A 24,607-nucleotide genomic window follows, 5' to 3' on the forward strand; every position below is an offset into this window, starting at 1 on the left:
AGCGACTGTTCACCGAGAAGCAACGGACCGCGATGGCCGCCCGGGATGGCGGGTGCCTGATGTGCGGCAGACCACCGTCCTGGTGCGAAGCACACCACATCGACCACTGGGACGAACACGCAGGCCGCACCGACATCGACAGTGGGGTGCTGCTGTGCCGGTTCTGCCACCTCAACATCCACAACAACCGGTGGCGCATCCGACGCCGCGACGGCGACTACCTGCTCGAGAAACCCGACCCCGACGGGATCCTCCGGCACATGCCCCTGCCCTCCCGCAGCCCCGCACTCGAGCGACTCCTCACCGGGTGATGCGGCTACTCCCCCACCGACGGCCAGCCGTCGGTGCCCCAGCGCAGCGGCTCGATCGCGAGCGCCGGAAGGCCCGCATTCGCCCCGTCGTAGAAGTGGAAGCCGAGCAACTCGCCCGACACCGACTCGCCTCCCGGCCCGATGCGATCACCCTCGGTGGTGAGCACGACCGTGCCACCGCCCGACGCGAGCGGCACCCCGTCCGCATCGAGATACGGCCCGGTCACCTCATCCGCCCGACCCACGATCACCTGGTAGGTGGAGTCCACCCCGCGACAGCAGGCCCCGATCGACGCGAACAGCCAGAAGGCGTCTCCGTGCCGCGTGATCGACGGCGCCTCGATCGCGTTCGGGCCGCCGCGCCCACCGGCGAGCAACACCGCGTCGTCGAGGGACGCACCCTCCGCGAGCAGGCCGCCCGGCCAGCTCAACGGCAGCATCCGGATGCCGCTCCAGAACGAGCCGAACGCCAGCCACGGTCGCCCCTCGGCGTCGTCGATCACGGCCGGGTCGATCGCGTTGACGTCGTCGGTCTTCTCGGACACCAGCACCGGCCCCCGATCGGTCCAGCCGTAGGCCGGATCGTCGGGATCGAGCGTGGTCGCGGTCGCGAGGCCGATCGCCGAGTGGTTCGATCCGAATGTCGACGCCGCGTAGTAGAGGTACCACGTGCCGTCGTGCTCATGCAGCTCCGGGGCCCACAGGTTCGTCACACCGGGCACCTCCTCGGCGATCCACGCCGGACGCCCACCCGTCGGCCACACCGAACCGACACGACGCCAGGTGACACCCCCATCGTCCGAACGCCTCACCTGCAGCTCGCCGCCGTCGAGCAGCGGGTCACCCGTCGAATACACGAACCAGGGCTCGTCGCCCGCGCCGGCGACCAGCGCCGGATCGTGCACCCGCACGTCGCCCGCCAGATCCGACGGCGGCGTCGGCTGGATCGGGCTGCACCCCGTCAGCATGAGCGCCGCCACAACGACGGGGCCGAGCAGCCGCGCGGTCACGCGCCGGCGAGCTCGATCGCCGTCCACGACACCGGCGGCAACTCCACCGTCAGCACACCGTCGACGATCCTCGCCGAGGTGTTCGGGTGCAGTGCCACGCGCTCCGGATCGTCGAGAGTGTTCGCCACGTCGAGCTCGTCATCCGACAGCGTCTCGGCTGCGACCAGACGCACCGCACCGAGCGTCGCGAGGTCGACCGTCATCGTGACCGACTCATCCTGCGAACGGTTCACGAGGAACACCGCGGATGCCCCGCTCGCGTCGTCGTGGGTGGCGACCGAGTCGACCACCGGCACCGCACCGTACTGCGCCGTGTCGTAGAGCGGCGCCTCGAGCTTCAACTGCAGCGCGGCGCCCCGCGCGAGTCGCGACGTCGTCGCGAACGGGAAGAACGTGGTCTGCCGCCACGCAGGCCCACCCGGCTCGGTCATGATCGGCGCGATCACGTTCACGAGCTGTGCGAGCGAAGCGCTCGTCACCCGGTCGGCGTGCTTCAGCAGCGAGATCATGAGACTGCCGAACACCACCGCGTCGAGCACCGAGTAGTGGTCCTCGAGGATGCGCGGCGCGATCGGCCAGTTGTCGATCCCCGTGACCTTGTCGACCCCGTGATAGCGCTCGATGTACCAGACGTTCCACTCGTCGAACGAGATGTCGATCGTCTTGTCGCTGCCGCGCACCGCCTTCACGTGGTCGGCCGTCGCGACGACCTCCTCGATGAAGCGGTCCATGTCGACCCCGGATGCCAGGAAGCTCGCGCGGTCGCCGGCCTTCTCCTCGTAGTAGGCGTGGCACGAGATGTAGTCGACATCGTCGTAGGCGTGGGTCAGCACCACCCGCTCCCACTCTCCGAAGGTCGGCATCGCGCGCGACGACGACCCGCACACGACGAGCTGCAGCTCGGGGTCGAGCTGCCGCATCGCCTTGGCCGTCTGGGTGGCGAGCTTGCCGTAGTCGTCGGCCGAACGGTGGCCGAGCTGCCACGGGCCGTCCATCTCGTTGCCGAGGCACCACATCCGCACGTCGAACGGCAGGTCCCGGCCGTTCGCGCGTCGGCTCTCGCTGAGGGCGGTGCCGCCGCGGATGTTGGTGTACTCGAGCAGGTCCAGCGCCTCGGCGACCCCCCGGGTTCCGAGGTTGACGGCGAGCATGAGCTCCGAGCCGACCTGCTCGAGCCAGGTCTGGAACTCGTGCAGCCCCACCTCGTTGGTCTCGGTCGAGTGCCAGGCCAGATCGAGACGACGCGGACGCTCGGCCCGGGGCCCGACCGAGTCCTCCCAGCGGAACCCCGAGACGAAGTTGCCGCCCGGGTAGCGGATCGTCGAGACGCCGAGCTCCTTCACGAGCGCCACGACGTCCTGACGGAAGCCGTCGGCATCCGCGCTCGGGTGCCCGGGCTCGTAGATCCCGTCGTAGACGTGCCGGCCTAGGTGCTCGACGAAGCCGCCGAACAGCCGCCGGTCGATGGCACCGATCCGGAAGTGGGGGTCGACGGTGAGGTGTGCAGAGATCACTTGAGGCTTCCCATGGAGAGTCCGCCCTGCCAATACCGCTGCAGGGAGAGGAACGCGATGACGAGCGGCACGATCGAGACGAGCGAGCCGATGATGATGAGACTCCAGAGCGAGGTGCCTCCGCCGTTGTTGGCGGCGGCGAGACTCTGCCACTGGTTGATGCCGACGGTCACCGGGAACAGCCGGTTGTTCTGCAGCATGGCGAGCGGCAGGAAGAAGTTGTTCCAGGTGGCGACGATCGACAGCAGCAGCACCGTGACGATCGCCGGACGCATGAGCGGCAGGGCCACCTGCACGAAGGTGCGCAGCTCGCCCGCCCCGTCGACCCGGGCCGCGTCGAGCAGCTCGTCGGGCACCGCATCGCGGGCGAACACCGTCATCAGGTAGACCCCGAACGGGTTCAGCAGCGACGGCAGGATCACCGACCAGACCGTGTTGGTCAGGTTCAGCTGCGACAGCATGATGAAGGTCGGGATCACGAGGGCCGTGAGCGGCACCATCACGGCGCCGAGCAGCAGGGAGAAGGTGAAGGTGCGACCGCGGAAGCGGTACTTCGCGAAGCCGTACCCCGCGAGCACGCAGAGGATCGTGGCGCCGACACCGCCGGTGAGGGCGTAGAAGGCGGAGTTGCCGATCCACTGCAGGTAGATGCCGCCGTTGTACGTGAACAGCGTCTGCAGGTTGCCGAGGTAGTCGATCGAGTCGGCGAACCACAGCGCGCTCCCGCCGCCGAACAGCCCCGCGGCATCCTTCGACGAGTTGATGACGATCCAGTAGAACGGCACCAGGAAGTAGACCAGCAGGAGGCCGAGGACCAGCTGCGCCCCGATGAAGCGCCGTCCCGGCCGGCGCTGCGGACGGCCGTGGGTGGTGATCAGCTCGGTGTGGGTGCTCATCCGAGGAACCCCCCGCGCTTCCGCGTCGCGAGCATGAAGATGTACACGCAGATGAACACCACGATGCCGAGGGCGAACGAGATCGCCGAGCCGTAGTTGAAGTTCGCGAGCGCGAACGCCTGCTGGTAGGCGTACATGTTCGGCGTGAAGTCGGGGCCGATCGTGCCGGCCGCGAGGAACTTCAGCATCATCGGCTCGTTGAAGAACTGCAGCGTTCCGATGAGCGCGAACACCAGGATGAGCACGAGCGAGTTCGTGATCATCGGCACCTTGATGCGCACGGCGATCTGCCAGTTGTTCGCCCCGTCGATGCGGGCGGCCTCGTAGATGGAGGGGTCGATGCCCTGCAGCGCCGCGTACAGGATGATCATGTAGTAGCCGGCCCACTGCCAGGTGACCACGTTGAGCAGGCCGAAGAAGATGAGCTGGGGGCTCAGGAAGTCAGGCGCGTTCGCGCCGAAGAGGCCGAACAGCTCGCCGAGCGGCCCGAAGTTCTTGCTGTAGAGGAAGCCCCACATGAGGGCGCCGATGACGACCGGGATGGCGTACGGCAGGAAGATCATGAGCCGCGAGAACCGGGCGAACCGGGTGGTCACGACGTCGAGGATCAGGGCGATGGCCAGCGAGACGAGCATCTGCACCGGGATCAGCACGACCGAGAAGGTCAGCACGAACCAGACGCCCGACAGGAAGTGCTCGTCGGTGAAGGCCTTCAGGTAGTTCTCGAACCAGACGAACTGGGTGCCGCCGATGAGCGCCTTGCGGAACAGCGACAGGTAGAAGGCGTATGCCAGCGGGGCGATGAGGAAGACGACGAAGACGATCGCGAACGGTGCGACGAAGGCCCAGCCGACGAGGGTGTGACGTCGCCGTGCCGTGGCGATGCCCGCGCGCGGCCGCGGCTGCGCGAGTGTCGTGGAGGTCATGCGGAGATCCTTGCGGGAGTGGGGGTCCGGGTCGACCGCGAGGTGTGCGGCCGACCCGGACCGGTCGTATTACTCGGTGACGGTGAAGCCCTGCTCGGTGGCGTAGTCGACGAGCTTCTGCTGCAGCTCGTCGGCGGCCTCGGAGCCGGTCTTCTCACCGTTGTTGATGGCGGCGAGCGCCTCGGTGAACGATGCGTAGTAGTACGACGCGAACGGGCTGTAGGTGAAGCCCTTGTACGCGTCCGCGGCGGGCACGTACACCTCCTTGTTGGCCTGCTGGCCGTTGAAGAAGCCAACCTGGGCGTTCACGAACTCGTCGGAGGTGAGCACGTTCTTGTTGAGCGGGAAGATGATCTGGTTCTCCCAGCCGTCCTTGAGCGAGGCGTCGTCGGCGTACAGGCCGAACGCGACCTTGGCCGCGTTCTCGGGCTGCGACGACTGCGCCGTCACCGAGAACGCCGATCCGCCCCAGTTCACGGCCACCGGGTTCGCGGTGTCCCACTGCGGAAGCGGGGCGACCGAGAACTTGCCCGAGTCGTCGCCCGAACCGACGCCGGCACCGGTCAGGTAGCCGGGCGCCCAGGCCGCCGACACGTAGGTCGCGTAGTCGCCGCCGACCATGCCCGAGATGTACTCGGGGGTGAACTGGTCCTGCGTGCCCACGAGGCCCTTCGAGACGAGCTCGGCCCAGTAGTCGAGCACCTTCTTCGACGCGTCGTCGTTGACCTTGATCCCGATGTCCTCCGGTGTGGCGGGGTCGTAGGTGAACGGCTTCGCGCCGGCCTGGATGGTGAGGGCCATGAAGACGGCGGGCACGTTGGCGCCGAGGTCGCCGAACAGCGGGCCGCCGGCGTCCTTCACCTTCTGCGCGTCGGCCATGTACTCGTCCCACGTGGTGGGCGGGGTCGTGATCCCGTACTGCGCGAAGACGTCGCTGCGGTAGATGAGACCCATCGGCCCGCCGTCGACCGGGGCGCCGAAGACGGCGTCGCCGACCGAGACGTCCTTCCAGGCACCCTCGCTGAAGTCGCCCTTCACGTCGTCGTAGCCGTAGCCCGAGATGTCGACGAGCGCGTTCTGCACGACGTAGTTCGAGATGCGGTCGGCCTCGAGCATGATCACGTCGGGCGCGCCGGTTCCGGCCGAGATGGCGGTCTGGAACTTGTCGTACTCGTCGTTGCCCTGCCCGACGTTCGTCCAGCACGCCTGGACCTCGTCGTTGCCGGCGTTGAAGTTGTCGATGACCTTGTCCATGTTGGGGTACCAGCCCCACACCGACACGACGGGGAGGTCGGTCTTGGTGATGGTGTTGGTGCAGCTGGAGGTGTCGGCACCGCCGCCGCCCCCGCCGGAGCCCCCGTCCGCCGAGCAGGCGGAGAGGAGCGAGGTGATCGCGACGGCCGACACGGCGGCCAGTGCGAGCTTCTTGTTCACTGTGGTGGGATCCCTTCGGAAGGTGTTGTGGGACTTCTTTGTCATGCACCCGAAGCGGTCCGGTGAAGCGGCGGGTCGGACTCGGCGTGAGGCGTCTGCGCCTCCTCGCGAATCTCCCTCGATCCGTTCTCCCGGTCCATCCGGTCGATTTACAACGTTAGAAAGTAAACGTTGTAGAGAATCATGCCCACGGACGTTCACGTTGTCAATACCCGCCGGTCGGTCGCGGCTTGCACGGCAGCGACGAGGTCAGGCGGGGCCGGTGGACTCGCGCTCGACGATGCGGAAATCGGCGTACACCTCGCGCGCCGGCGTGGCGTCGTGCGAGGCCACTCGCTGCATCAGCACGTCCACCGCCGTTCGCGCGATCTGCTCGCGACCGGGGTCGATCGTGGTCAGGCTGGGCAGCGAGTACTGCGCCTCGTCGAGGTCGTCGAAGCCGATCACGGCGACGTCGTCGGGTACTCGCAGCCCCGCCTCCTGCAGCACACGCATGGCGCCGAGGGCGAGCGTGTCGTTGAGCCCGAACACCGCGTCGAACCGCACGCCGCTCCGGAGCAGCTCGCGCATGCTCGTGGCGCCGTTCGCCCGATGCCAGAGCGCCGTGTAGCCGAGCAGCGCCGGGTCGAACGGGATGCCCGCCGCGTCGAGCGCCTCCCGGTAGCCCCGCAGGCGCAGGCCGGCCGAGCCGATCACCTCGCCCTCGTGGGCGCCGACGACGGCGATGCGGCGGCGCCCGAGACCGATCAGGTACTCGGTCGCGGCGCGGGCCGCGTCGACGTTCTGCATCGTGACGTGGTCGGCGGTCCCGCCGAAGATGCGCTCGCCGAGCAGCACCAGCGGGTAGCCGACTCCCGTCAGTCCGACGTCCTCCTGGCTCATCCCGAGCGGGCTGAAGATGAGCCCGTCGCTGAGCTTGCGGCGGGGGCTCCGCAGCACCTCGAGCTCCCGGTCGCGGTCGCCGCCGGTGTGCTCGATGGTGACGGTCAGCCCGCGCCTCTCCGCCTCCCGGATCACCGCATCCGCGAGCTCGGCGAAGTAGCTGAGCCCGAGCTCCGGCAGGGCGAGGGCGATCACCCCGGTGCGGCCGGAGCGGAGGCTGCGGGCCGAGAGATTCGGCTGGTAGCCGAGCTCGGCGATCGCCTGCTCGACCTTCTCGCGCGTGGCGGGGCGGATGTGCGGGTAGTCGTTGATGACGTTCGACACGGTCTTGATCGAGACCCCGGCGAGCCTCGCGACATCGTGCAGAGTGGCCGCCACGCGCGTCACTCTACAACGTTGCAGCGCGGGCCCGGCGCGGCTCAGCGCTCGGGCGAGCCGGGGGTGCGCCGCGTCTCGAGCAGCTCCTTCACCCAGAGCGCCGAATCCTTCAGGATGCGCTCCTGGGTCTCGTAGTCGACCCGCACGATGCCGAAGCGCTTCGAGTAGCCGTAGCCCCACTCGAAGTTGTCCATGAGCGACCACACCTGGTAGCCGCGCAGGTCGACGCCCTGCTGCATCGCGCGATGCGCGGCCGTGAAGTGTCGGTTCAGGTAGTCGACCCGGTCGTCGTCGTGCACGCGCGGACCGGCATCCGTCATCGTCACCCGGTCGGGGAACGCGGCGCCGTTCTCGGTGATCATGAGCGGCTGGTCCGGGAACTCGTCCTTCAGCGACAGCAGCAGCTCCTCGAGGCCGTCGGGCGCGATGTTCCACCCCATCTCCGTGAACGGGCCCTCCTGCGGCAGGAACTCGACCACATCCGAGCTGCCCGGCCACGGCGAGCCGCCGACGTCCTTGTGGCCGTCGTTGTTGGCCTTCGGCCCCACGCCGTCCCACATCTTGACCGTCACGGTCGAGTAGTAGTTGACGCCGAGCACGTCGATCGGCTGGCGGATGTCGGCGAGATCCCCGCCCTTCACGAACGCCCAGTCGGTGACCGCGGCGGTGTCCTCGAGGAGGTCGGCGGGGTACTCCCCCTTCAGCATCGGATGGGTGAAGGCCCGGTTCGCGAGCGCGTCGATGCGGCGCTTCGCCTCGGGAGAGGTCGAGTGGTCGCCGCGGATCACGTGCAGGTTGAGGGTGACCGAGAGCTCCGGATCGTTCGTCGCCGCGCGCCGGATCTCCTGCACGGCGAGACCGTGGCCGAGGTTCAGGTGGTGCACCGCCGCGAGCGCCGCCGCGCCGTCGGTGCGCCCGGGGGCGTGGGCTCCGGAGCCGTAGCCGAGATAGGCCGAGCACCACGGTTCGTTGAGCGTCGTCCAGGTGTGCACGCGGTCGCCGAGCGCCTCGGCGGTGCGGGCCGCGTACTCGGCGAACCGCAGGGCGGTGTCGCGCGCGGGCCAGCCGCCGGCGTCCTCGAGGGTCTGCGGGAGGTCCCAGTGGTAGAGCGTCGCGATCGGGCGGATGCCGCGCTGGAGCAGGCCGTCCACCAGCCGCGAGTAGAACGCGATGCCCGCGGGGTTGACGGCACCGGAGCCGGTCGGCTGGATGCGCGGCCACGCGATCGAGAAGCGGTACGCCTGCAGCCCCAGCTCGGCCATCAGGTCGAGGTCGGACTCCCAGCGGTGGTAGTGGTCGTCGGCCACGTCACCCGTGTCGCCGTTCCAGACCCTGCCCGGCGTGTGGCTGAAGGTGTCCCAGATCGACGGGCCGCGGCCGTCCTCCCGGGCGGCGCCCTCGATCTGGTACGACGCCGTCGCCGAACCGATCACGAAGTCGGGGGCGAACTCGAGGCCGCTGTCGCGGAAGTCTGTGGAACCGGTTGCGGGGGGCATCTGTCCAGTCTCCCGCACCCGGCCCATCGGCGCGAGCCGCTTCGCGGGGGTGGGATGGCGTCTCCCGTCAGGCGGCGAAGGAGGCGGGGTCGCCGAGGATGCGGCCGAAGGCCAGCTCGGCGGCGCCGATGAGCAGGCGGTCGCGGCCGAGGGCGGCGGCGCGGATGCGGGTGCCCTCCCACGCGACCGGGAGCGTGCGCGCGGCGACGGCGGCCTCGAGCGCGGGCGCATCCCAGGCGAGCAGGGTGGCGAGGAAGCCGCCCAGCACCACGAGCTCGGGACCGAGCACGTTGATGGCGTTGCCGAGCGCGCCGCCCAGCACGATCTGCTGACGGGTCAGCTCGGCGCGCAGCGCCGGGTCGGCCGAGGCGAGCACCGCCGCCTCGAGCTCGGGCTCGTCGGCGGTGGACCAGCCGAGGATCGCGAGCAGCCTCGCGCGGCTCACCTCCTCTTCGAGCGTGCCGCCGACGGTCGCCCGATGGGCCGGGTCGTCGAGGCGGGGGCGGTTGTGACCGAACTCGCCGGCGTAGCCGTGCGCGCCGCGATACGGCTGCCCGTTCACGATGACCCCGCCGCCGATGCCGCTCGCGCCGCCGTTGAGGTAGACGAGCTGCTCGACCCCGCGGCCCACGCCGAACAGCCGTTCCGCGAGCGCGCCGAGCGTGGCGTCGTTGTCGGCGACGGTCGGCAGCTCGACGACCGACTCCACGAGGCGCGCGAACGGCACGTCGCGCCATCCAAGATGGGGCGCCCAGCGCACCATGCCGTCCTCGGCGCGCACGAGGCCGGGCACGGCGAGCCCCGTGGCGACGAGACGGCGCTCGCGCGCGGGGCCGTCGCGCAGCTCCTCCACGACCTCGCCGACGACCGCCGCGGCCTCCTCCGGCGTGGGCGCATGGTCGAGTTCGCGCCGCACCCGATGGTCGACCTGGCCCCCGAGGCCGACGAGCGCGATCGTCACGGCGTCGATCTCGGGGTTGACGGCGATGATGGCGGGGCGCGGATCGGGCAGCACGCGCCGGGACGGCCGCCCGACCCGGTTGGTCGCGGAGGGGTCGGTCTCCTGCACGAGCCCGAGCTCGACGAGCTCGGCGACGAGCGCCCCGATCGTCGAGCGGTTGAGGCCGGTGAGGGCGGTCAGGTCGGCGCGGGAGGGGCCTCCGCCCCGGTGGACGAGCTCGAGCACCGTCGAAAGATTTCGACGCCGGACCGAGTCCACGGTGTCCCCGAGTGCTGCCACGTCGCACAGATTAGCGCGTCCCCGGATGACCCCCTCCGCGGCCCGGGACGCCCCCCGGACGGGGGAGGATCCGGGACCGAAAGGTTATTTTGTTGTTATTGACGGCAATTGTCGCCCCTGCGTATGATCGCCGCATCCCAACCACTTTCGACGTAGTTGTCGAAACTTTCGAGAGGTGTTCGAAGATGAACAAAGCCCGGATCACTCGGGTCGGGGCCGTCGCCGCTGCGACCGCCCTGGCCGTCGGCGGTCTCACCGCCTGTTCCACGGGGGGAGACAGCGGCGGTGACGGGAAGGTCACCATCACCTGGTGGCACAACGCCACCTCCGACCCCCTCAAGGGACTGTGGGAGGACGTCGCCACGGAGTTCGAGGCCGACCACCCCAACGTGACGGTCAAGGTCGAGGGCTACCAGAACGAGGAGCTGCAGCGCACCCTCATCCCCAACGCCCTGCGCTCCGGCAGCGGGGTCGACCTGTTCCAGGCATGGGGCGGCGGCGAGATCAAGGACCAGGTCGCCGCGGGCTACGTCATGGACATCTCCGACTCGGCCGCCGACACCATCGACGCGGTCGGCCCGGTCGTCTCCGGATGGCAGGTCGACGGCAAGACCTACGGTCTCCCCTTCCAGTACGGCATCGAGGGCTTCTGGTACAACAAGGACCTCTTCGCCCAGGCGGGCATCGACGCCCCGCCGACCACGCTCGACGAGCTGAACGAGGACGTCACCAAGCTCAAGGACGCCGGCATCGTGCCGATCGCCGTGGGCGCGGGCGACAAGTGGCCCGCCGCGCACTACTGGTACAACTTCGCCCTCAAGTCCTGCTCGCCCGACGTGCTCAAGAAGGCGCAGTCGCAGCTCGACTTCAGCGACCCCTGCTTCATCAAGGCGGGCGACCTCCTGCAGGAGTTCATCGCGACCAACCCGTTCCAGGACGGCTTCCTCGCGACCTCCGCTCAGCAGGGCGCCGGATCCTCGGCGGGCATGCTGGCCACCGGCAAGGCGGCCATGGAGCTCATGGGCCACTGGGACCCGGGTGTGATGGGCGGCATCCTCAAGGACGACACCGGCCAGGCCGACGCGACCCCGCCGAGCTTCCTCGGCTGGTTCAACTTCCCCGGCATCCCCGGCACCGACGGTGACCCGACCGCCGCCCTCGGCGGCGGCGACGGCTTCGCCTGCGCGACCTGGGCTCCCAAGGAGTGCGTCGAGCTGCTCGAGTACATCGACTCCGAGAGCGTGCAGTCGCGCTTCGGCGAGATCGGCGCCGGCATCCCGGTGCTGCCCGCCGCCGCGTCGAGCATCACCGACCCGAACCTGCAGCAGGTTCTCGCCGGTCTGCAGTCGGCGTCCTACGTGCAGCTCTGGCTCGACACCTCCTACGGCGCGACCGTCGGCGGTGCGATGAACGACGGCATCGTCGCCCTCTTCGGAGGACAGGGCAGCCCGGAGGACATCGTGAAGGCCATGCAGGACGCAGCGGCGACGCTGTAGTACCGACGCAAGGGAACTGATGTCCACCAGCACCATCACGGCCGGGTCCGCGGTTCACGCCGCGGACCCGGTCCGTCCCCGCCCGCGCAAGAGGCGGTTCGACGTCAAGTCGGTGGCGATGATCTGGGGCTTCGCGGCCCCCGCCCTCGTCGTCTACGTGACCTTCGTCATCGTGCCCGTCGTGCTCGCCGCGGTGTACAGCTTCTTCAACTGGAACGGCCTGGGCCCGCTCGATCGCTTCATCGGCATCGACAACTACGTGCGCGCCCTCACCGACCCGACGTTCCTGAAGGCGATCGGCAACAACCTCGCGATCGTCGTCCTCTCCCTGCTCATCCAGGGTCCCGTCGCCATCGGCGTGGCCCTGCTGCTCAACCGCCCGCTGCGGGGGCGCACCCTCATCCGCACCCTGATCTTCGTGCCGTACGTCCTCAGCGAGGTCGTGGCGGCCCTGGCCTTCAAGCTGATCCTGCAGCCGAACGGCCCGTTCGACGCCTTCCTCGAGTCCATCGGGCTCGGCGGGCTGAAGCAGCTCTGGCTGGCCGATCAGAACGTCGTGTTCTGGACGCTGTTCTTCGTGCTCAGCTGGAAGTACCTCGGCTTCGCGATCCTGCTCATGCTCGCGGGCCTCCAGGGGGTGCCCGACGAGCTGTTCGAGGCCGCATCGATCGACGGCGCCAGCTGGTGGCAGATCCAGCGGCACATCACGATCCCGCTGCTCGGGCCCACCATCCGCATCTGGGCGTTCCTGTCGATGATCGGATCGCTGCAGCTCTTCGACATGGTCTGGGTGCTCACCGGCGGCGGACCGGTCAACGCGACCGTCACCATGGCGACCTACATGATGCAGTACGGATTCCAGCGCTCGCAGCTGGGCTTCGGCTCCGCGGTCGCCGTCATCCTGTTCCTGATCTCTCTCGTCTTCGCGCTGCTCTACCAGCGTCACGTGCTGCGGCGCGACTTCGAAGGCGCCGTCGGGCGGGGGGCCTGACCATGACCACGACGACCATCCCGACCGTCGGCCAGCACGCCGGCCGCAAGTTCGACTGGGGCCAGCCGGCCGTCTACTTCGTCGCGCTCGTCGCGATCGCGGTGACGATCGCGCCGGTCGTGTACCTCATCATCGGAGGTTTCCGGACGACGGGGCAGATCAACGAGGACCCGTCCGCCTGGCCCGACCCGTGGGTCATCACGAACTACCTCACCGTGCTCACCTCGGAGAACTTCTGGGTGCAGCTCGTGAACTCGACCATCGCGGCCGGCTTCACCACCGGTGGCGTGATCGTGCTCGGGGTCATGGCGGCGTTCGTCATCGCGCGCTACAGCTTCCGGGGTCGCGACGCGCTGTTCACGCTGTTCACGGCCGGGCTGCTGTTCCCGCTCACCGTGGCCGTCGTGCCGCTGTTCACGATGATCAAGGGGCTCGGCCTGCTCGGCAACCTGTGGGGCATCATCATCCCCCAGGTGGCGTTCGCGCTGCCCACCACGATCATCATCCTGGTGCCGTTCCTGCGGGCCATCCCCGCGGAGCTGGAGGATGCGGCGACGATCGACGGAGCCGGCCGCTTCGGCTTCTTCTGGCGGATCGTGCTGCCGCTCGCCGGACCGGGTCTCGTGACGGTCGGCGTGCTCGCCTTCGTCGCCTCCTGGAACGCCTACCTGCTGCCGCTGCTCATCCTGGGCGACCCGTCGCACTCGACCCTGCCGCTCGGCACCCAGGCGTTCGCGACCCAGTTCTCGTCCGACACGGCGAAGGTCATGGCCTTCACGACCATCTCGATGATCCCCGCTCTCGTGTTCTTCACGCTCGCGCAGGGACGCATCGTGAGCGGCCTGACCGGCGCGGTGAAGGGGTAGCGATGGCGATCGAGGTCGGTGTCGTGCCCGTCTGGCGCGACACCTCCAGATCCGCCGACGCGCGCGTCGAGGCGCTCGTCGCCGAGATGTCGCTCGAGGAGAAGCTCGCCCAGCTGTACGGCATCTGGGTCGGGGCGTCGTCGGACGGCGGCGAGGTGGCCCCGCACCAGAACGACATGATCGACGACGTCGATCTCGACACGCTGCTGCCGACGGGCATCGGCCAGCTGACGCGGCCCTTCGGGACCGCGCCCGTGGATCCCGCCCTGGGTGCGCTCTCGCTGCAGCGCACCCAGGAGCGGATCGCCGCCACGAACCGCTTCGGCATCCCCGCGATCGCGCACGAGGAGTGCCTCGCCGGATTCGCCACCTGGGGCGCGACGGCCTACCCGGTGCCGCTGTCGTGGGGGGCGAGCTTCGACCCGGACCTCGTGCGCGAGATGGCGGGCCGGATCGGTGCCGACATGCGCTCGCTGGGAGTGCACCAGGGACTCGCCCCCGTGCTCGACGTGGTGCGGGATGCGCGCTGGGGCCGCGTCGAGGAGACCATCGGCGAGGACCCCTACCTCGTCGGCACGATCGCGACCGCCTACGTGCAGGGCCTCGAGCGGGCCGGCGTGATCGCGACCCTCAAGCACTTCGTCGGCTACTCGGCCTCGAAGGCGGGGCGCAACCTCGCACCGGTCTCCGTCGGGCCGCGCGAGCTGGCCGACGTGCTGCTCCCCCCGTTCGAGATGGCGATCCGCGAGAGCGGCGTGCGCTCGGTGATGAACGCCTACACCGACCTCGACGGGGTGCCGACGGCGGCCGACCGCAGCATCCTCACCGAACTGCTGCGCGAGCGCTGGGGCTTCTCGGGCACCGTGGTGGCCGACTACTTCGCGGTCGGGTTCCTCGCGAGCCTGCACGGCGTGGTCGCCGAGGGCGACTGGGGCGGTGCCGCCGCCGCCGCGCTCACCGCGGGGATCGATGTCGAGCTGCCGACCGTGCGCGGCTACGGCGCCCCCCTCGCGGAGGAGGTGCGCGCCGGCCGTCTCGACGAGGCGGTGATCGACACCGCGCTCCGGCGGGTGCTGGCGCAGAAGGTCGGACTCGGGCTGCTCGACCCCGGATGGTCGCCCGTCCCGGAGGCGCTGCGCGAGGTCGGTTCGACCCCCGACGAGGTGCGCGGCACGATCGACCTCGACCCCGCCGAGAGTCGCGGCCTCGCCGCGCGCCTCGCCGAGCGGGCCGTCGTGCTGCTCGAGAACGACGGCGTGCTGCCGCTCGCGAACCCGAAGCGGATCGCGATCATCGGCCCCACCGCGGAGGACGCCTACGCCGTGCTCGGCTGCTACTCCTTCCCGGCCCACGTCGGGGTGCAGCATCCGGAGGTGGCGCCGGGGATCGAGCTGCCGACCCTGCGGGAGTCGATCCGCGCCGAGTTCCCGGATGCCGACCTGGTCGTCGTGCGCGGCACGAGCATCGACGGCGGCGAGACCGCCGAGATCCCGGCCGCGGTCGCCGCGGCCCGGGACGCCGACGTCGTCGTGCTCGCCCTCGGCGACCGCGCGGGGCTCTTCGGGCGCGGCACGAGCGGCGAGGGATGCGACGTGGAGTCGCTCGAGCTGCCGGGCGCGCAGCAGCAGCTGCTCGACGCGGTGCTCGCCTCCGGCACGCCGACCGTGGTGACGCTGCTCGCCGGCCGCCCCTACGCGCTCGGCGACGCACCGGGGCGCGCCGGCGCGATCCTGGAGGCGTTCTTCCTCGGCGAGGAGGGCACGCGCGCGATCGCCGGTGTGCTGAGCGGCCGCGTCAACCCCGGCGGCCGACTGCCGGTCAGCGTGCCCGCGACGCCCGGTGCGCAGCCGTCGAGCTACCTCGCCGCGCCGCTCGCGCGTCGCAGCGGGGTGTCGAGCATCGACCCGACCCCCGCCTACTGGTTCGGGCACGGGCTCTCGTACTCGAGCTTCGACTGGACCGACCTCGGGGTCTCGGGCGCGCTGTTCTCGCAGACCGTCGACGTGCGGGTCAGGATCGCGAACACGGGAGATCGCGACGGCTCGGAGGTCGTGCAGCTGTACCTGCACGACCCCGTGGCGAGCGTCGTGCGACCCGTGCAGCGGCTCGTCTCCTACGCGCGCGTCGACCTCGCCGCCGGGGACGAGGCGACGGTGACCTTCCGGGTTCCCGCGGAGCTCGCGGCGTTCACCGGACGCGACGGCACGCGCATCGTCGAGCCCGGCGCGCTCGTGCTCGGCGTCGGACGGTCCGCGGGCGACATCGTGTTCAGCCACCCCGTCGAACTGACCGGCGGGACCCGAGTGGTCGATCACACGCGCCCGCTGCACGCCGAGGTGGAGGTGGCCTAGGTGGTCGAGGAGCGCCGCCCGCAGGGCGACGCGTCTCGAGACCATCACCCCCACCGTGCCGGCGAGCTCGTCCTCCGACTCGCCGGCCCGGATGGGTCTCCCCTCGCCGAGCGGGAGGTGGAGGTCGCGCAGACCCGGCACGCCTTCGGCTTCGGCTCGACCGGCTTCGAGCTCATCCCCCACGCGAACGGGGAGGAGGATGCCGCCGCCCTCGCCGAGGACTGGCTGGGGGTGTTCGACACCGCGACGCTGCCGTTCTACCGCGGCGACTTCGAGCCGCGGCGGGGCGAACCGCGCACCGAGCGCATCCGCACCGCCGCGCGCTGGTTCGCGGATCGCGGGGTGCGACTGAAGGGCCACCCGCTCGTCTGGCACACGGTGAAGGCGCCGTGGATGGACGCCATGCCGCTCGATGCCGCGTGGGAGGAGACCCTTCACCGCATCCGCCGCGAGGTGGGCGACTTCCGCGGGCTCATCGGCTCCTGGGACGTCGTGAACGAGGCCGTCATCATGCCCGTCTTCGAGAACGAACCGGACGGCGTGCCGAACGCGATCTCGCGGGTCGCGCGGGCGAAGGGCCGCATCCCGCTGATCCGCGAGGCGTTCGCGGCGGCCCGGGAGACCGATCCGGGCGCCACCCTGCTGCTCAACGACTTCGACCTGTCGAGCGCCTACGAGTGCCTCATCGAGGGGCTGCTCGAGAACGGGGTGCGCATCGACGCGCTCGGGCTGCAGACCCACATGCATCAGGGCTACTGGGGCGAGGAGGCGATGCTCGCGATGGTCGACCGCTTCGCCCGCTACGGGCTGCCGCTGCACCTCACCGAGAACACACTGCTCTCGGGCGAGCTGATGCCCGCCGACATCGTCGACCTCAACGACTACCAGCCGGAGTCCTGGCCCTCGACGCCGGAGGGCGAGGCCCGACAGGCCGACGAGCTCGAGCGCCACTACCGCTCCCTCTGGGCGCACCCGGCGGTGCAGTCGATCACCTACTGGGGCATCACGGATGCCGGTGCCTGGCTCGGTGCGCCGGGAGGGTTTCTCCGCGCCGACGGCTCGCGCAAGCCGGCCCACGACGCCCTGCGATCGCTCGTGCGCGGCGAGTGGTGGCTCTCCCCCACCCGCATGCGCACGGATGCCGAGGGCGTCATCCGCGTCTCCGGCACGCTCGGCGACTACCGCGTGGTCGCCGGCGGGCGGGCGGCCGAGTTCGCGATCGAGCGCCCCGGCACCGACGCGGCGCTCGCCCCGCTCACGCTGCGCTGAGCCGGGCGGTGCTCTCGCGCACGACGAGGTTGGTCGCGAGGTCCATGCGGGGTACCGACTCGAGCGGCGCCTCGGTCATCCGGATCACGAGCCGGGTCGCCTCCTCGGCCATGCGACGCAGGGGCTGGCGCACGGTCGTCAGCCGCGGGCTCACCCACTTGGCGAGCGGGATGTCGTCGTAGCCGACGAGCGAGAGGTCGTCGGGAACGCGCAGCCCCAGCTCGCGCACCGCCTCCATCACGCCGAGCGCCTGCAGGTCGGAGCCGGCGAAGATCGCCGTCGGCCGGTCGTCGCCCGCGAGCAGGGACATCCCGTGCTCGTAGCCGCCCGAGGTGTGGAAGTCGCCGAAGCGGATCCAGTCGGGGCGGATCTCGAGACCCGCGGAGGTCATCGCCGAGCGGAAGCCGTCGATGCGCGCGTGAGAGCACATCATGTCGTCGGTGCCGGTGATGGCGGCGATGCGCGTGTGGCCGAGTTCGATGAGGTGGCGGGTGGCCATGAGACCGCCCGACCAGTTGGCGGAGCCGACCGAGGGGACCTCCGGCGAGGGGTCGCCCGCGGGGTCGATGATCACGAACGGGATGGCGCGCGAGCGCAGCGTCTCCCGGTACTCGGTGGGCAGGTCGGAGAACACCAGCACGACTCCGACGGGGCGACGGCGCAGCACGCCCTCGATCCAGTCGGGCGCCGGGGCGTGCCTGCTGCCGCTCTCGGTCAGCACGACGCTCAGCCCGTGGGCGCTCGCGACATCCTCGACGCCGCGGATGATCTCCATCGACCAGGCGGCCTCGAGCTCGTGGAACACCAGCTCGATCAGCCCCGTGGCGGTCGTGGACGACGCCTTCCGGCGCAGATAGCCGTGCTCGGCGAGCAGCGCCTCGACGCGCGCGCGGGTGGCCGGGGAGACGTCGGGGCGACCATTGAGCACCTTCGAGATGGTCGACAGCGAGACCCCCGCCTGCTCCGATACCTGGGCGAGTGTGACGCGTTCGCCGGATGCGGTGCGGGCCATCGAGCCTCCCTTCGATCGCGTCAGTCTAGTCCGGGATATTCGTGGTTTTCGCGAAACTATCGGCGCTTTGCGTGTCCGGCTTCATGGTATATGTTTGAGCCTGCAACATTTTATCTCGACGAGGAGCACCCGCGATGACCGCGCCCACCCCCACCCGTGACGACAAGTTCAGCTTCGGCCTCTGGACCATCGGCTACAACGGCACCGACCCCTTCGGCGGCCCGACCCGCAAGCCCCTCGACGTCGTCCACGCCGTCGAGAAGCTCGCCGAGATCGGAGCCTACGGGCTCACCTTCCACGACGACGACCTGTTCGCCTTCGGCTCCACGGATGCCGAGCGCCAGACCCAGATCGACCGTCTGAAGGGTGCGCTCGCCGACACCGGCCTCATCGTGCCGATGGCGACCACGAACCTGTTCTCCCCGCCCGTCTTCAAGGACGGCGGCTTCACCTCCAACGACCGCCAGGTGCGCCGCTACGCGCTGCGCAAGGTGCTGCGCCAGCTCGACCTCGCCGCCGAGCTCGGCGCGAAGACCTTCGTCATGTGGGGTGGGCGCGAGGGGGCCGAGTACGACTCGGCCAAGGACATCCGCGCCGCCCTCTCGCGCTACAAGGAGGCCGTCGACCTGCTCGGGCAGTACGTGCTCGACAAGGGCTACGACATCCGCTTCGCGATCGAGCCGAAGCCGAACGAGCCGCGCGGCGACATCCTGCTGCCGACGGTCGGGCACGCGCTCGCCTTCATCAACGAGCTCGAGCACCCGGAGCTCGTCGGCCTGAACCCAGAGGTCGGCCACGAACAGATGGCGGGCCTGAACTTCGCGGCCGGCATCGCCCAGGCGCTGTTCCACGGCAAGCTCTTCCACATCGACCTCAACGGCCAGCGCGGCATCAAGTACGACCAGGACCTCGTGTTCGGCCACGGCGACCTGCACAACGCCTTCGCACTCGTCGACCTGCTCGAGAACGGCGGCCCGAACGGCGGACCGGCGTACGACGGCCCCCGCCACTTCGACTACAAGCCCTCGCGCACCGAGGACGAGACCGGCGTGTGGGACTCGGCGAAGGCCAACATCCGCACCTACCTGCTGCTCAAGGAGCGCGCCGCGGCCTTCCGCGCCGACCCCGAGGTGCAGGAGGCGCTCGAGGCGGCCAAGGTGCTCGAGCTCTCGGTCCCGACGCTGAACGAGGGCGAGACCGTCGACGACCTCGTCGCCGACCGCAGCGCGTGGGAGGACTTCGAGCCGGAGTCGTACCTCGGCGCCAAGGGCTTCGGCTTCGTGCGCCTGCAGCAGCTCGCCACCGAGCACCTGCTCGGCGCCCGCTGACCCGGATGGCGTACGTCGCGGGGGTCGACTCGTCGACCCAGAGCTGCAAGGTCGTCGTGCGGGACGCCGACACGGGCGCGGTGGTGCGCACGGGGCGCGCGCCGCATCCGGACGGCACCGAGGTGGCGCCCGCCGCGTGGTGGGACGCCCTGCGGGCGGCCATCGCGGATGCCGGCGGGCTCGCCGACGTCGCGGCGATCTCGGTGGGCGGCCAGCAGCACGGCATGGTGGTGCTCGACGCCGACGGCCGGGTCATCCGCGACGCGCTGCTCTGGAACGACACCCGCTCGGCCGGGGCCGCCCGCGAGCTGATCGCGGAGTTCGGCGCGGCCGAGCTGGCCCGCCGCACCGGCAGCGTGCCGGTCGCGAGCTTCACCGCGACCAAGCTGCGCTGGCTGCGGGATGCCGAGCCCGAGAACGCGGCGCGGGTCGCGGCCGTCGCGCTGCCCCACGACTGGCTGAGCTGGCGGTTGCGCGGCTACGGGCCCGCCGACGAGGGCCCGCTCGGTCCGGACCTGACCGAGCTCGCGACCGACCGCTCCGACGCGTCCGGCACCAGCTACTGGGACCCGGCGACGGGCGGCCACGACCACGAGCTGCTGATCGCGGCGCTCGGCCACGACGCCACGCTCCCCCGCATCGTCGGGCCGGGCGAGGCGATGGGCGAGACCGTCGAACAGGAGGGCATCCCGGCCGGGATCGTGGTGGGTCCCGGCGCGGGAGACAACGCGGCGGCGGCCCTCGGACTGGGTGCACGGTCCGGGGACGTCGTCGTGTCGATCGGCACGAGCGGCACCGTCTTCGCGGTGACGGATGCGCCGATCGCCGACGAGACAGGCACGGTCGCCGGGTTCGCCGACGCGTCGGGCCTGTTCCTGCCGCTCGTCGCCACCCTCAACGCGGCGCGCGTGCTCGACCGCACGGCCGCGCTGCTGGGCGTCGACCACGCCGGGCTCGGCGAGCTCGCGCTCGCCGCGGAACCCGGATCGGGCGGGCTCGTGCTGCAGCCCTACTTCGAGGGCGAGCGCACCCCCAACCTCCCCGACGCCACCGCGACCCTGTTCGGCATGACCCTCGCCTCGACGACCCGCGAGAACCTCGCGCGTGCCGCGATCGAGGGGATGCTGTGCGGGCTCGCCGACGGCCTCGACGCCGTGCGCCGGCTCGGGGTGTCGGCCTCGCGGGTGCTGCTGGTCGGCGGCGCCGCCGCCAACCCGGCGGTCTCCCGCATCGCCGCCGAGGTGTTCGACGCGCCGGTCGAGGTGCCCGAGCCCGGCGAGTACGTCGCCCTCGGCGCCACCGTGCAGGCGGCGTGGGTGCTCACGGGAGCCCGCCCCGAGTGGCGCCCGGCGACCCTCGCGCGCCCGACCGCGGCGACCGTCCCGCTCATCCGCGAGCAGTACGCGGCCCGCGCGGGGGCGTAGCGTCGACGCATGACCGACGCGCTGCTGCTGACGGGCGGCGGGGACTTCGGCGACCCGTGGCATCCGTTCCCCGCCACGGCCGGGCGGATCGCCGAGGTGCTCGCCGCGATCGGGGTGGGCACGCGCATCGTCGACACCGCGGCCGCGTTCGCGGCGGGCATCGAGGACGGCCCGCAGCTCGCGATCGTGCAGGCCTCGAACGCCTACGCCGCGACACCGGGCGATCAGCTGGTGCTGATCGCCCTCGACCGGCACCTCCGCGCGGGACGGCCGATGCTGGGCGTGCACGCGGCCGCCTGCCTGTTCGTCGATCGTCCGGAGTGGGAGCGCATGCTGGGTGGGCGGTGGGTGCCGGATGCGAGCTGGCACCCCGAGCTCGGCGACACCCGGGTGCAGCTCGATCCGCACCCGGTGACGACGGGTCTCGGTGACGTCCACCTCGTCGACGAGCGCTACACGGCGCTCCGGATGTCGCCGCGGGCCACCGCGTTCGCCTGGCACGAGGAGGGCGGGGTGCGGCACCCGCTGGCCTGGGCGCACGAGGCCGACGGCCTGGCTGCTGTCGCGGCGGTGACTCAGCGGAGCACGGCGAGCGCGTCCTCACGGGTCGCGACGAGCCGCGGCTCGAGCAGCAGTGTCGGCACCTCGCGCGCGCCGTTGTCGGTCGTCGCCCCCCGGGTGACCGTCGGTGCGGACCCCGCGACCACCTCGCTCACCATGCTCGCGACGGCCCGGGCGAGCTCCCGGGGATCCTCGTGCACGGTCGAGGTCTGCGAGCCGTCGCGCACGGCGCGGGCGCCGTCGAGCGTCGAACCGCCGCCGGTGAGCACGACCCGCGCCGGGGCGTCCTCACCGGTCCCGTTCTCGGCGTCGGGACCGGCATCGGTGTTCGGCGGCGTCGTCGCATCGGGCGGCGGTGCGGTCGCCGTGGGGGTCGGCTCGACGGGGATCGGCGTCGCCGTCCACGTGTCGCCGGGCGCGACCACCTCGAGCCCGGCGTCGGCCAGTACCCCCGCGACGGCGGCGCTCATGGCGTCGCTCGGCGAGAGCACCCCGGCGAGCGGCACGTCGTCGGCGAGCAGCGCGGCCACCCGCTCGGCCGCGATCGCGGGGTCGCCGCGCAGGATCGCCGCCCGTTCGAGGTCCGTGCGATCCGAGGGCACCGTGATCCGCCCGGCGTCCAGATACGGCTGCAGCACCTCGAGGGCCCCCGCGAAGGCGCCCTGCGCACCCGGGTCGTCGGCGGATCCGGCGAGCAGCTCGACCGCGAACGGGCCGGCATCCGGGTCGTCCGCCAGCCCGAGGGCGTCGACGAGCGACGTCGCCTCGGCGCGGCCCGCGGCGCGGTGATCGAAGGTGGCGTAGTAGTCCACCAGCTCGGAGTCGAGGATGAGGTCGTCGTAGGAGATGATCGCGGCCTCGTCCGGTGCGGCGTCGGCCAGCACCGCCGAGATCGAGGTGGGGTCGACGGGGGCGATCACGACCGCGGCGGGGGCGGCCGAGAGCACCTCCCGCAGCTGCTCCAGCTGGCGCGGGATGTCATCGCCCGCGAAGCGCACCTCCACCGCGTATCCGTCACCCTCCAGCTCGTCGCGCAGCACCTGGGCGCTCGCACCCCAGTCGTCGTCCGGCTGCCCGGGGAACAGCACCACCACGGGGGGACCGCTCGGCGGCGGTGTGCACGCGGCGAGCGAGCCGGCGAGCGCGCCGATCAGCAGCGCCGCCGTCATCCGACCCGACCTCGACGTCACGAGGCGAGCCTACGTCTCAGCCGAGGGTCGCGTAGGCCCGCACGGGGAAGGTGCCGAAGCCCTCGATCGCGGGAGGCGCAGCGGTGAAGCGCGCGCCCGAGGCGGGCAGCTCGCCCAGGTTGGTGAGGTGCTCGACCACGTGGATGCCGGCGCCGAGCAGCCCCGAATGAGCGGGGCGGGGGCCGTGCGGCACGACCTCGTCGATGTTGAGCGAGTCGATGCCGACGAGCGCCGCACCCTGCTCGACGAGGTACGCCACGCCCTCTGCGGAGAGGAACGGGGCGTCGACCCCGTAGGCGGGGGTGCCGAAGTGCCGATCCCAGCCGGTGTGCAGCAGCACCGCCGTGCCGCGCACGTCGCGGTCCCGGAACACGGATGCCGGGATGCCGCGCGTCGTCAGGTCGGTCAGGTGGAACACCTCCGCCGGCAGCTCGACGAGGCTCGCGAGCCCGAGGCCGGCCAGATCCGCCCCGTCGCCGTAGCGGTGGTACGGGCTGTCGAGATAGGTGCCCGTGTTCCCGATCATCGTGATGACGTCCATCGCGAACTCGGTGCCCGGCTCGTAGTGCGAGCGCGAGTCCTCCCGGGTGAGGTGCGGCGTGATGACCGGCGCGGGCAGCCCCGGGTAGGTCACGAGCCCGGCACGGATGCGGTGGCTGAGGTCGACGACGCGTCGCGGCGTGCGGTCAGGGGCGGGCACGGAACCTCCGGATGACGGTCACCAGCACGGCGACGGCGGCGAGCACGAGGGGCACGAGCAGGTGGTCCCAGGCGAGCACGAGCAGCGCGCCCGTCAGCACGACCGACACGACCGCCATCCACCATCCGATGCTCCAGCGCCGCAACAGGCGCACGGCGGCGATCATGCCCATGAAGTAGAGGGAGACCATCGAGGCGGTGTGGATGAGGATGAACGTCTGCAGCTCGAAGCCGAAGCCGAAGAACACGGCGGCGTAGCCGAGGTTGAGCGCGGCCACGAGCGCGATCGCGCGGCGCGGGACGACGCCCGCCTCCGAGCCGACGGCGAACCAGCGCGGCAGGTGCCGATCGCGACCGAGGGATGCGGCGAGGTTCGCGAAGGCGGGCACGTAGGCGTTGAGCACCCCGAGCACGATGATCGTCGCGATGCCGCCGATCAGCGCCGGCCCGATGGCGGGCCAGTTGATGGCGACGAGGTCGATGAGAGGAGCCTGCCCGGGCGACCCCGCCGAGCCGAATACGCCGACCGTGACGAGCTGCAGCGAGAGGTAGGCGACCCCGACCACGGTCATGCCGATGGCGGTGGCCCAGGCGATCGTGCGGCGCGGGTTGCGGAACTCGTGCGCGATGTGGGTGATCGCCTCGCCGCCCGCGAAGGCCCAGACGAAGAGGCTCACGGCGAGGCCGACGCCGGCCCAGCCGTGCGGCAGGAAGGGCGTGAAGTTCGCGGCGTGCACCGCGGGTGCGGCGCTCGCGATCACGGCGATGACGACGGCCACGAGGAGTCCCGAGAGTCCGAGCTGCACAGCACCCGACACCCGCAGGCCGAAGAGGTTGAGCACGAGGGAGGCGACCAGGAAGCCGATGCCGATCGCGGCGACCCAGGTGCGGTCGAGGCCGAGCGCGGTCGTCAGGTACTCGCCGCCGAGCGCCGCCACGACGGGTGCGCCGAATCCGACGCCGAAGAGGAAGAGGTAACCGGTGGCGCGCGCGGCGGTGTCGCCGAGGGCGAGTCGCACGAACGTGGCGACGCCGCCTCCGTCGGGATAGCGCCCGGCGAGCGCGGCGAAGGTCGCGGCGAGCGGGATCGACAGCACCAGCACGATCGCGACGGCGAGGATCGACCCCGGGCCGGCGGCATCCACTCCGAGTCCCGGCAGCACGAGGATGCCCGTGCCGAGCACGGCGGCGATGTACAGCGCGGATGCGGTGGGCAGCCCGATCCGCCCGTGCACCACGGGTGCCTCCCGCGTCTCGACCGCGCTCACCTTGCTCACGCTCTCATCCTGCGCTGGCACGAACGCGCGGACCAGCGATTTTCCGCCATCGTGCG

20 protein-coding genes and 1 pseudogene are annotated in these 24,607 nt (G+C 71.0%); 9 read left to right on the forward strand and 12 right to left on the reverse strand.

Annotated features, from left to right (window positions below):
* On the forward strand, positions 1-311 hold a 311-nt coding region (locus NUH29_RS08655; protein WP_258798679.1), incomplete at its 5' end, for an HNH endonuclease signature motif containing protein.
* A gap of 5 nt (positions 312-316) precedes the next feature.
* Here the strand turns inward: NUH29_RS08655 and NUH29_RS08660 are convergent.
* From NUH29_RS08660 to NUH29_RS08695, 8 genes are all read right to left on the reverse strand, one after another.
* Complete coding sequence (locus NUH29_RS08660; protein ID WP_258798680.1) at positions 317-1,321, reverse strand: arabinan endo-1,5-alpha-L-arabinosidase; 1,005 nt, start codon at positions 1,319-1,321, stop codon at positions 317-319.
* Complete coding sequence (gene arfA / locus NUH29_RS08665; RefSeq protein WP_258798681.1) at positions 1,318-2,835, reverse strand: arabinosylfuranosidase ArfA; 1,518 nt, start codon at positions 2,833-2,835, stop codon at positions 1,318-1,320. Before arfA ends, NUH29_RS08660 begins: the two co-directional genes overlap by 4 nt.
* Complete coding sequence (locus NUH29_RS08670; RefSeq protein ID WP_258798682.1) at positions 2,832-3,731, reverse strand: carbohydrate ABC transporter permease; 900 nt, start codon at positions 3,729-3,731, stop codon at positions 2,832-2,834. Before NUH29_RS08670 ends, arfA begins: the two co-directional genes overlap by 4 nt.
* On the reverse strand, positions 3,728-4,657 hold the full coding sequence (locus NUH29_RS08675) for a carbohydrate ABC transporter permease (RefSeq protein WP_258798683.1): 930 nt from the start codon (positions 4,655-4,657) through the stop codon (positions 3,728-3,730). The genes NUH29_RS08670 and NUH29_RS08675 overlap by 4 nt, the downstream gene beginning before the upstream one ends.
* 69 nt (positions 4,658-4,726) lie before the next feature.
* Positions 4,727-6,091: an ABC transporter substrate-binding protein gene (locus NUH29_RS08680; RefSeq protein ID WP_258798684.1), complete on the reverse strand. Its 1,365-nt coding sequence runs from the start codon at positions 6,089-6,091 to the stop codon at positions 4,727-4,729.
* A 249-nt stretch (positions 6,092-6,340) separates the two neighbouring features.
* Positions 6,341-7,351, reverse strand: coding sequence for a LacI family DNA-binding transcriptional regulator (locus tag NUH29_RS08685; RefSeq protein ID WP_258798686.1), 1,011 nt, complete (start codon positions 7,349-7,351; stop codon positions 6,341-6,343).
* A gap of 41 nt (positions 7,352-7,392) precedes the next feature.
* Entirely contained in the window at positions 7,393-8,847 is a 1,455-nt protein-coding gene (locus tag NUH29_RS08690; RefSeq protein WP_258798688.1) for a GH1 family beta-glucosidase, read from the reverse strand.
* Positions 8,848-8,914: 67 nt separating this feature from the next.
* The gene (locus tag NUH29_RS08695) at positions 8,915-10,033 is read right to left on the reverse strand and encodes an ROK family transcriptional regulator (RefSeq protein ID WP_258798690.1); all 1,119 of its coding nucleotides are present in this window, start codon (positions 10,031-10,033) and stop codon (positions 8,915-8,917) included.
* Positions 10,034-10,272: 239 nt separating this feature from the next.
* On the opposite strand from NUH29_RS08695, the gene NUH29_RS08700 reads away from it, so the two are divergent.
* The 5 genes from NUH29_RS08700 to NUH29_RS08720 are packed head-to-tail and all read left to right on the forward strand — an operon-like array spanning position 10,273 to position 17,060.
* Complete coding sequence (locus NUH29_RS08700; protein WP_258798691.1) at positions 10,273-11,583, forward strand: extracellular solute-binding protein; 1,311 nt, start codon at positions 10,273-10,275, stop codon at positions 11,581-11,583.
* 19 nt (positions 11,584-11,602) lie between these two features.
* Positions 11,603-12,574 (forward strand): carbohydrate ABC transporter permease, encoded by a 972-nt coding sequence (locus tag NUH29_RS08705; protein WP_258798692.1) that lies wholly within the window; start codon positions 11,603-11,605, stop codon positions 12,572-12,574.
* 2 nt (positions 12,575-12,576) lie between these two features.
* Positions 12,577-13,440 (forward strand): carbohydrate ABC transporter permease, encoded by an 864-nt coding sequence (locus NUH29_RS08710; protein WP_258798693.1) that lies wholly within the window; start codon positions 12,577-12,579, stop codon positions 13,438-13,440.
* Between the two features lie 2 nt (positions 13,441-13,442).
* Positions 13,443-15,791: a beta-xylosidase/alpha-l-arabinosidase gene (locus NUH29_RS08715; protein WP_258798694.1), complete on the forward strand. Its 2,349-nt coding sequence runs from the start codon at positions 13,443-13,445 to the stop codon at positions 15,789-15,791.
* Positions 15,792-17,060: an endo-1,4-beta-xylanase gene (locus NUH29_RS08720; RefSeq protein WP_258798695.1), complete on the forward strand. Its 1,269-nt coding sequence runs from the start codon at positions 15,792-15,794 to the stop codon at positions 17,058-17,060.
* On the opposite strand, the gene NUH29_RS08725 is transcribed toward NUH29_RS08720, so the two are convergent.
* Entirely contained in the window at positions 17,047-18,072 is a 1,026-nt protein-coding gene (locus tag NUH29_RS08725) for a LacI family DNA-binding transcriptional regulator (protein ID WP_258798696.1), read from the reverse strand. The genes NUH29_RS08720 and NUH29_RS08725 overlap by 14 nt on opposite strands.
* 134 nt (positions 18,073-18,206) lie before the next feature.
* Between NUH29_RS08725 and xylA the strand changes: the two genes are divergently transcribed.
* From xylA to NUH29_RS14585, 3 genes and pseudogenes are all read left to right on the forward strand, one after another.
* A complete protein-coding gene (gene xylA / locus NUH29_RS08730) occupies positions 18,207-19,400 on the forward strand; it encodes a xylose isomerase (RefSeq protein WP_258798697.1) in 1,194 nt (397 codons plus the stop codon).
* Positions 19,401-19,405: 5 nt separating this feature from the next.
* Positions 19,406-20,824: a xylulokinase gene (gene xylB / locus NUH29_RS08735; protein WP_258798698.1), complete on the forward strand. Its 1,419-nt coding sequence runs from the start codon at positions 19,406-19,408 to the stop codon at positions 20,822-20,824.
* Between the two features lie 9 nt (positions 20,825-20,833).
* Positions 20,834-21,364, forward strand: a pseudogene (locus tag NUH29_RS14585) (ThuA domain-containing protein); the annotation flags it as partial.
* Between the two features lie 35 nt (positions 21,365-21,399).
* On the opposite strand, the gene NUH29_RS08740 reads toward NUH29_RS14585, so the two are convergent.
* Genes NUH29_RS08740 through NUH29_RS08750 form a run of 3 tightly spaced genes read right to left on the reverse strand, consistent with a single transcriptional unit; the run spans position 21,400 to position 24,551 of the window.
* On the reverse strand, positions 21,400-22,575 hold the full coding sequence (locus NUH29_RS08740; protein ID WP_258798699.1) for a substrate-binding domain-containing protein: 1,176 nt from the start codon (positions 22,573-22,575) through the stop codon (positions 21,400-21,402).
* A 16-nt stretch (positions 22,576-22,591) separates the two neighbouring features.
* On the reverse strand, positions 22,592-23,275 hold the full coding sequence (locus NUH29_RS08745) for a cyclase family protein (RefSeq protein ID WP_258798700.1): 684 nt from the start codon (positions 23,273-23,275) through the stop codon (positions 22,592-22,594).
* Positions 23,262-24,551, reverse strand: a complete 1,290-nt coding sequence (locus tag NUH29_RS08750) for an APC family permease (RefSeq protein ID WP_258798701.1) — start codon at positions 24,549-24,551, stop codon at positions 23,262-23,264. The genes NUH29_RS08745 and NUH29_RS08750 overlap by 14 nt, the downstream gene beginning before the upstream one ends.
* Positions 24,552-24,607: the final 56 nt, after the last annotated feature.

Origin of the sequence: Protaetiibacter mangrovi (genome assembly GCF_024752305.1) — a bacterium.
GTDB lineage: Bacteria > Actinomycetota > Actinomycetes > Actinomycetales > Microbacteriaceae > Homoserinibacter > Homoserinibacter mangrovi.

Excerpts from the sequence above, each read along its gene's own strand:
- NUH29_RS08700 (WP_258798691.1), top strand. The coding sequence starts at position 10,273 with ATGAACAAAGCCCGGATCACTCGGGTCGGGGCCGTCGCCGCTGCGACC.
- NUH29_RS08690 (WP_258798688.1), bottom strand. The coding sequence starts at position 8,847 with ATGCCCCCCGCAACCGGTTCCACAGACTTCCGCGACAGCGGCCTCGAG.
- NUH29_RS08670 (WP_258798682.1), bottom strand. The coding sequence starts at position 3,731 with ATGAGCACCCACACCGAGCTGATCACCACCCACGGCCGTCCGCAGCGC.
- NUH29_RS08725 (WP_258798696.1), bottom strand. The coding sequence starts at position 18,072 with ATGGCCCGCACCGCATCCGGCGAACGCGTCACACTCGCCCAGGTATCG.
- NUH29_RS08710 (WP_258798693.1), top strand. The coding sequence starts at position 12,577 with ATGACCACGACGACCATCCCGACCGTCGGCCAGCACGCCGGCCGCAAG.
- NUH29_RS08705 (WP_258798692.1), top strand. The coding sequence starts at position 11,603 with ATGTCCACCAGCACCATCACGGCCGGGTCCGCGGTTCACGCCGCGGAC.
- NUH29_RS08715 (WP_258798694.1), top strand. The coding sequence starts at position 13,443 with ATGGCGATCGAGGTCGGTGTCGTGCCCGTCTGGCGCGACACCTCCAGA.
- xylA (WP_258798697.1), top strand. The coding sequence starts at position 18,207 with ATGACCGCGCCCACCCCCACCCGTGACGACAAGTTCAGCTTCGGCCTC.
- xylB (WP_258798698.1), top strand. The coding sequence starts at position 19,406 with ATGGCGTACGTCGCGGGGGTCGACTCGTCGACCCAGAGCTGCAAGGTC.
- NUH29_RS08675 (WP_258798683.1), bottom strand. The coding sequence starts at position 4,657 with ATGACCTCCACGACACTCGCGCAGCCGCGGCCGCGCGCGGGCATCGCC.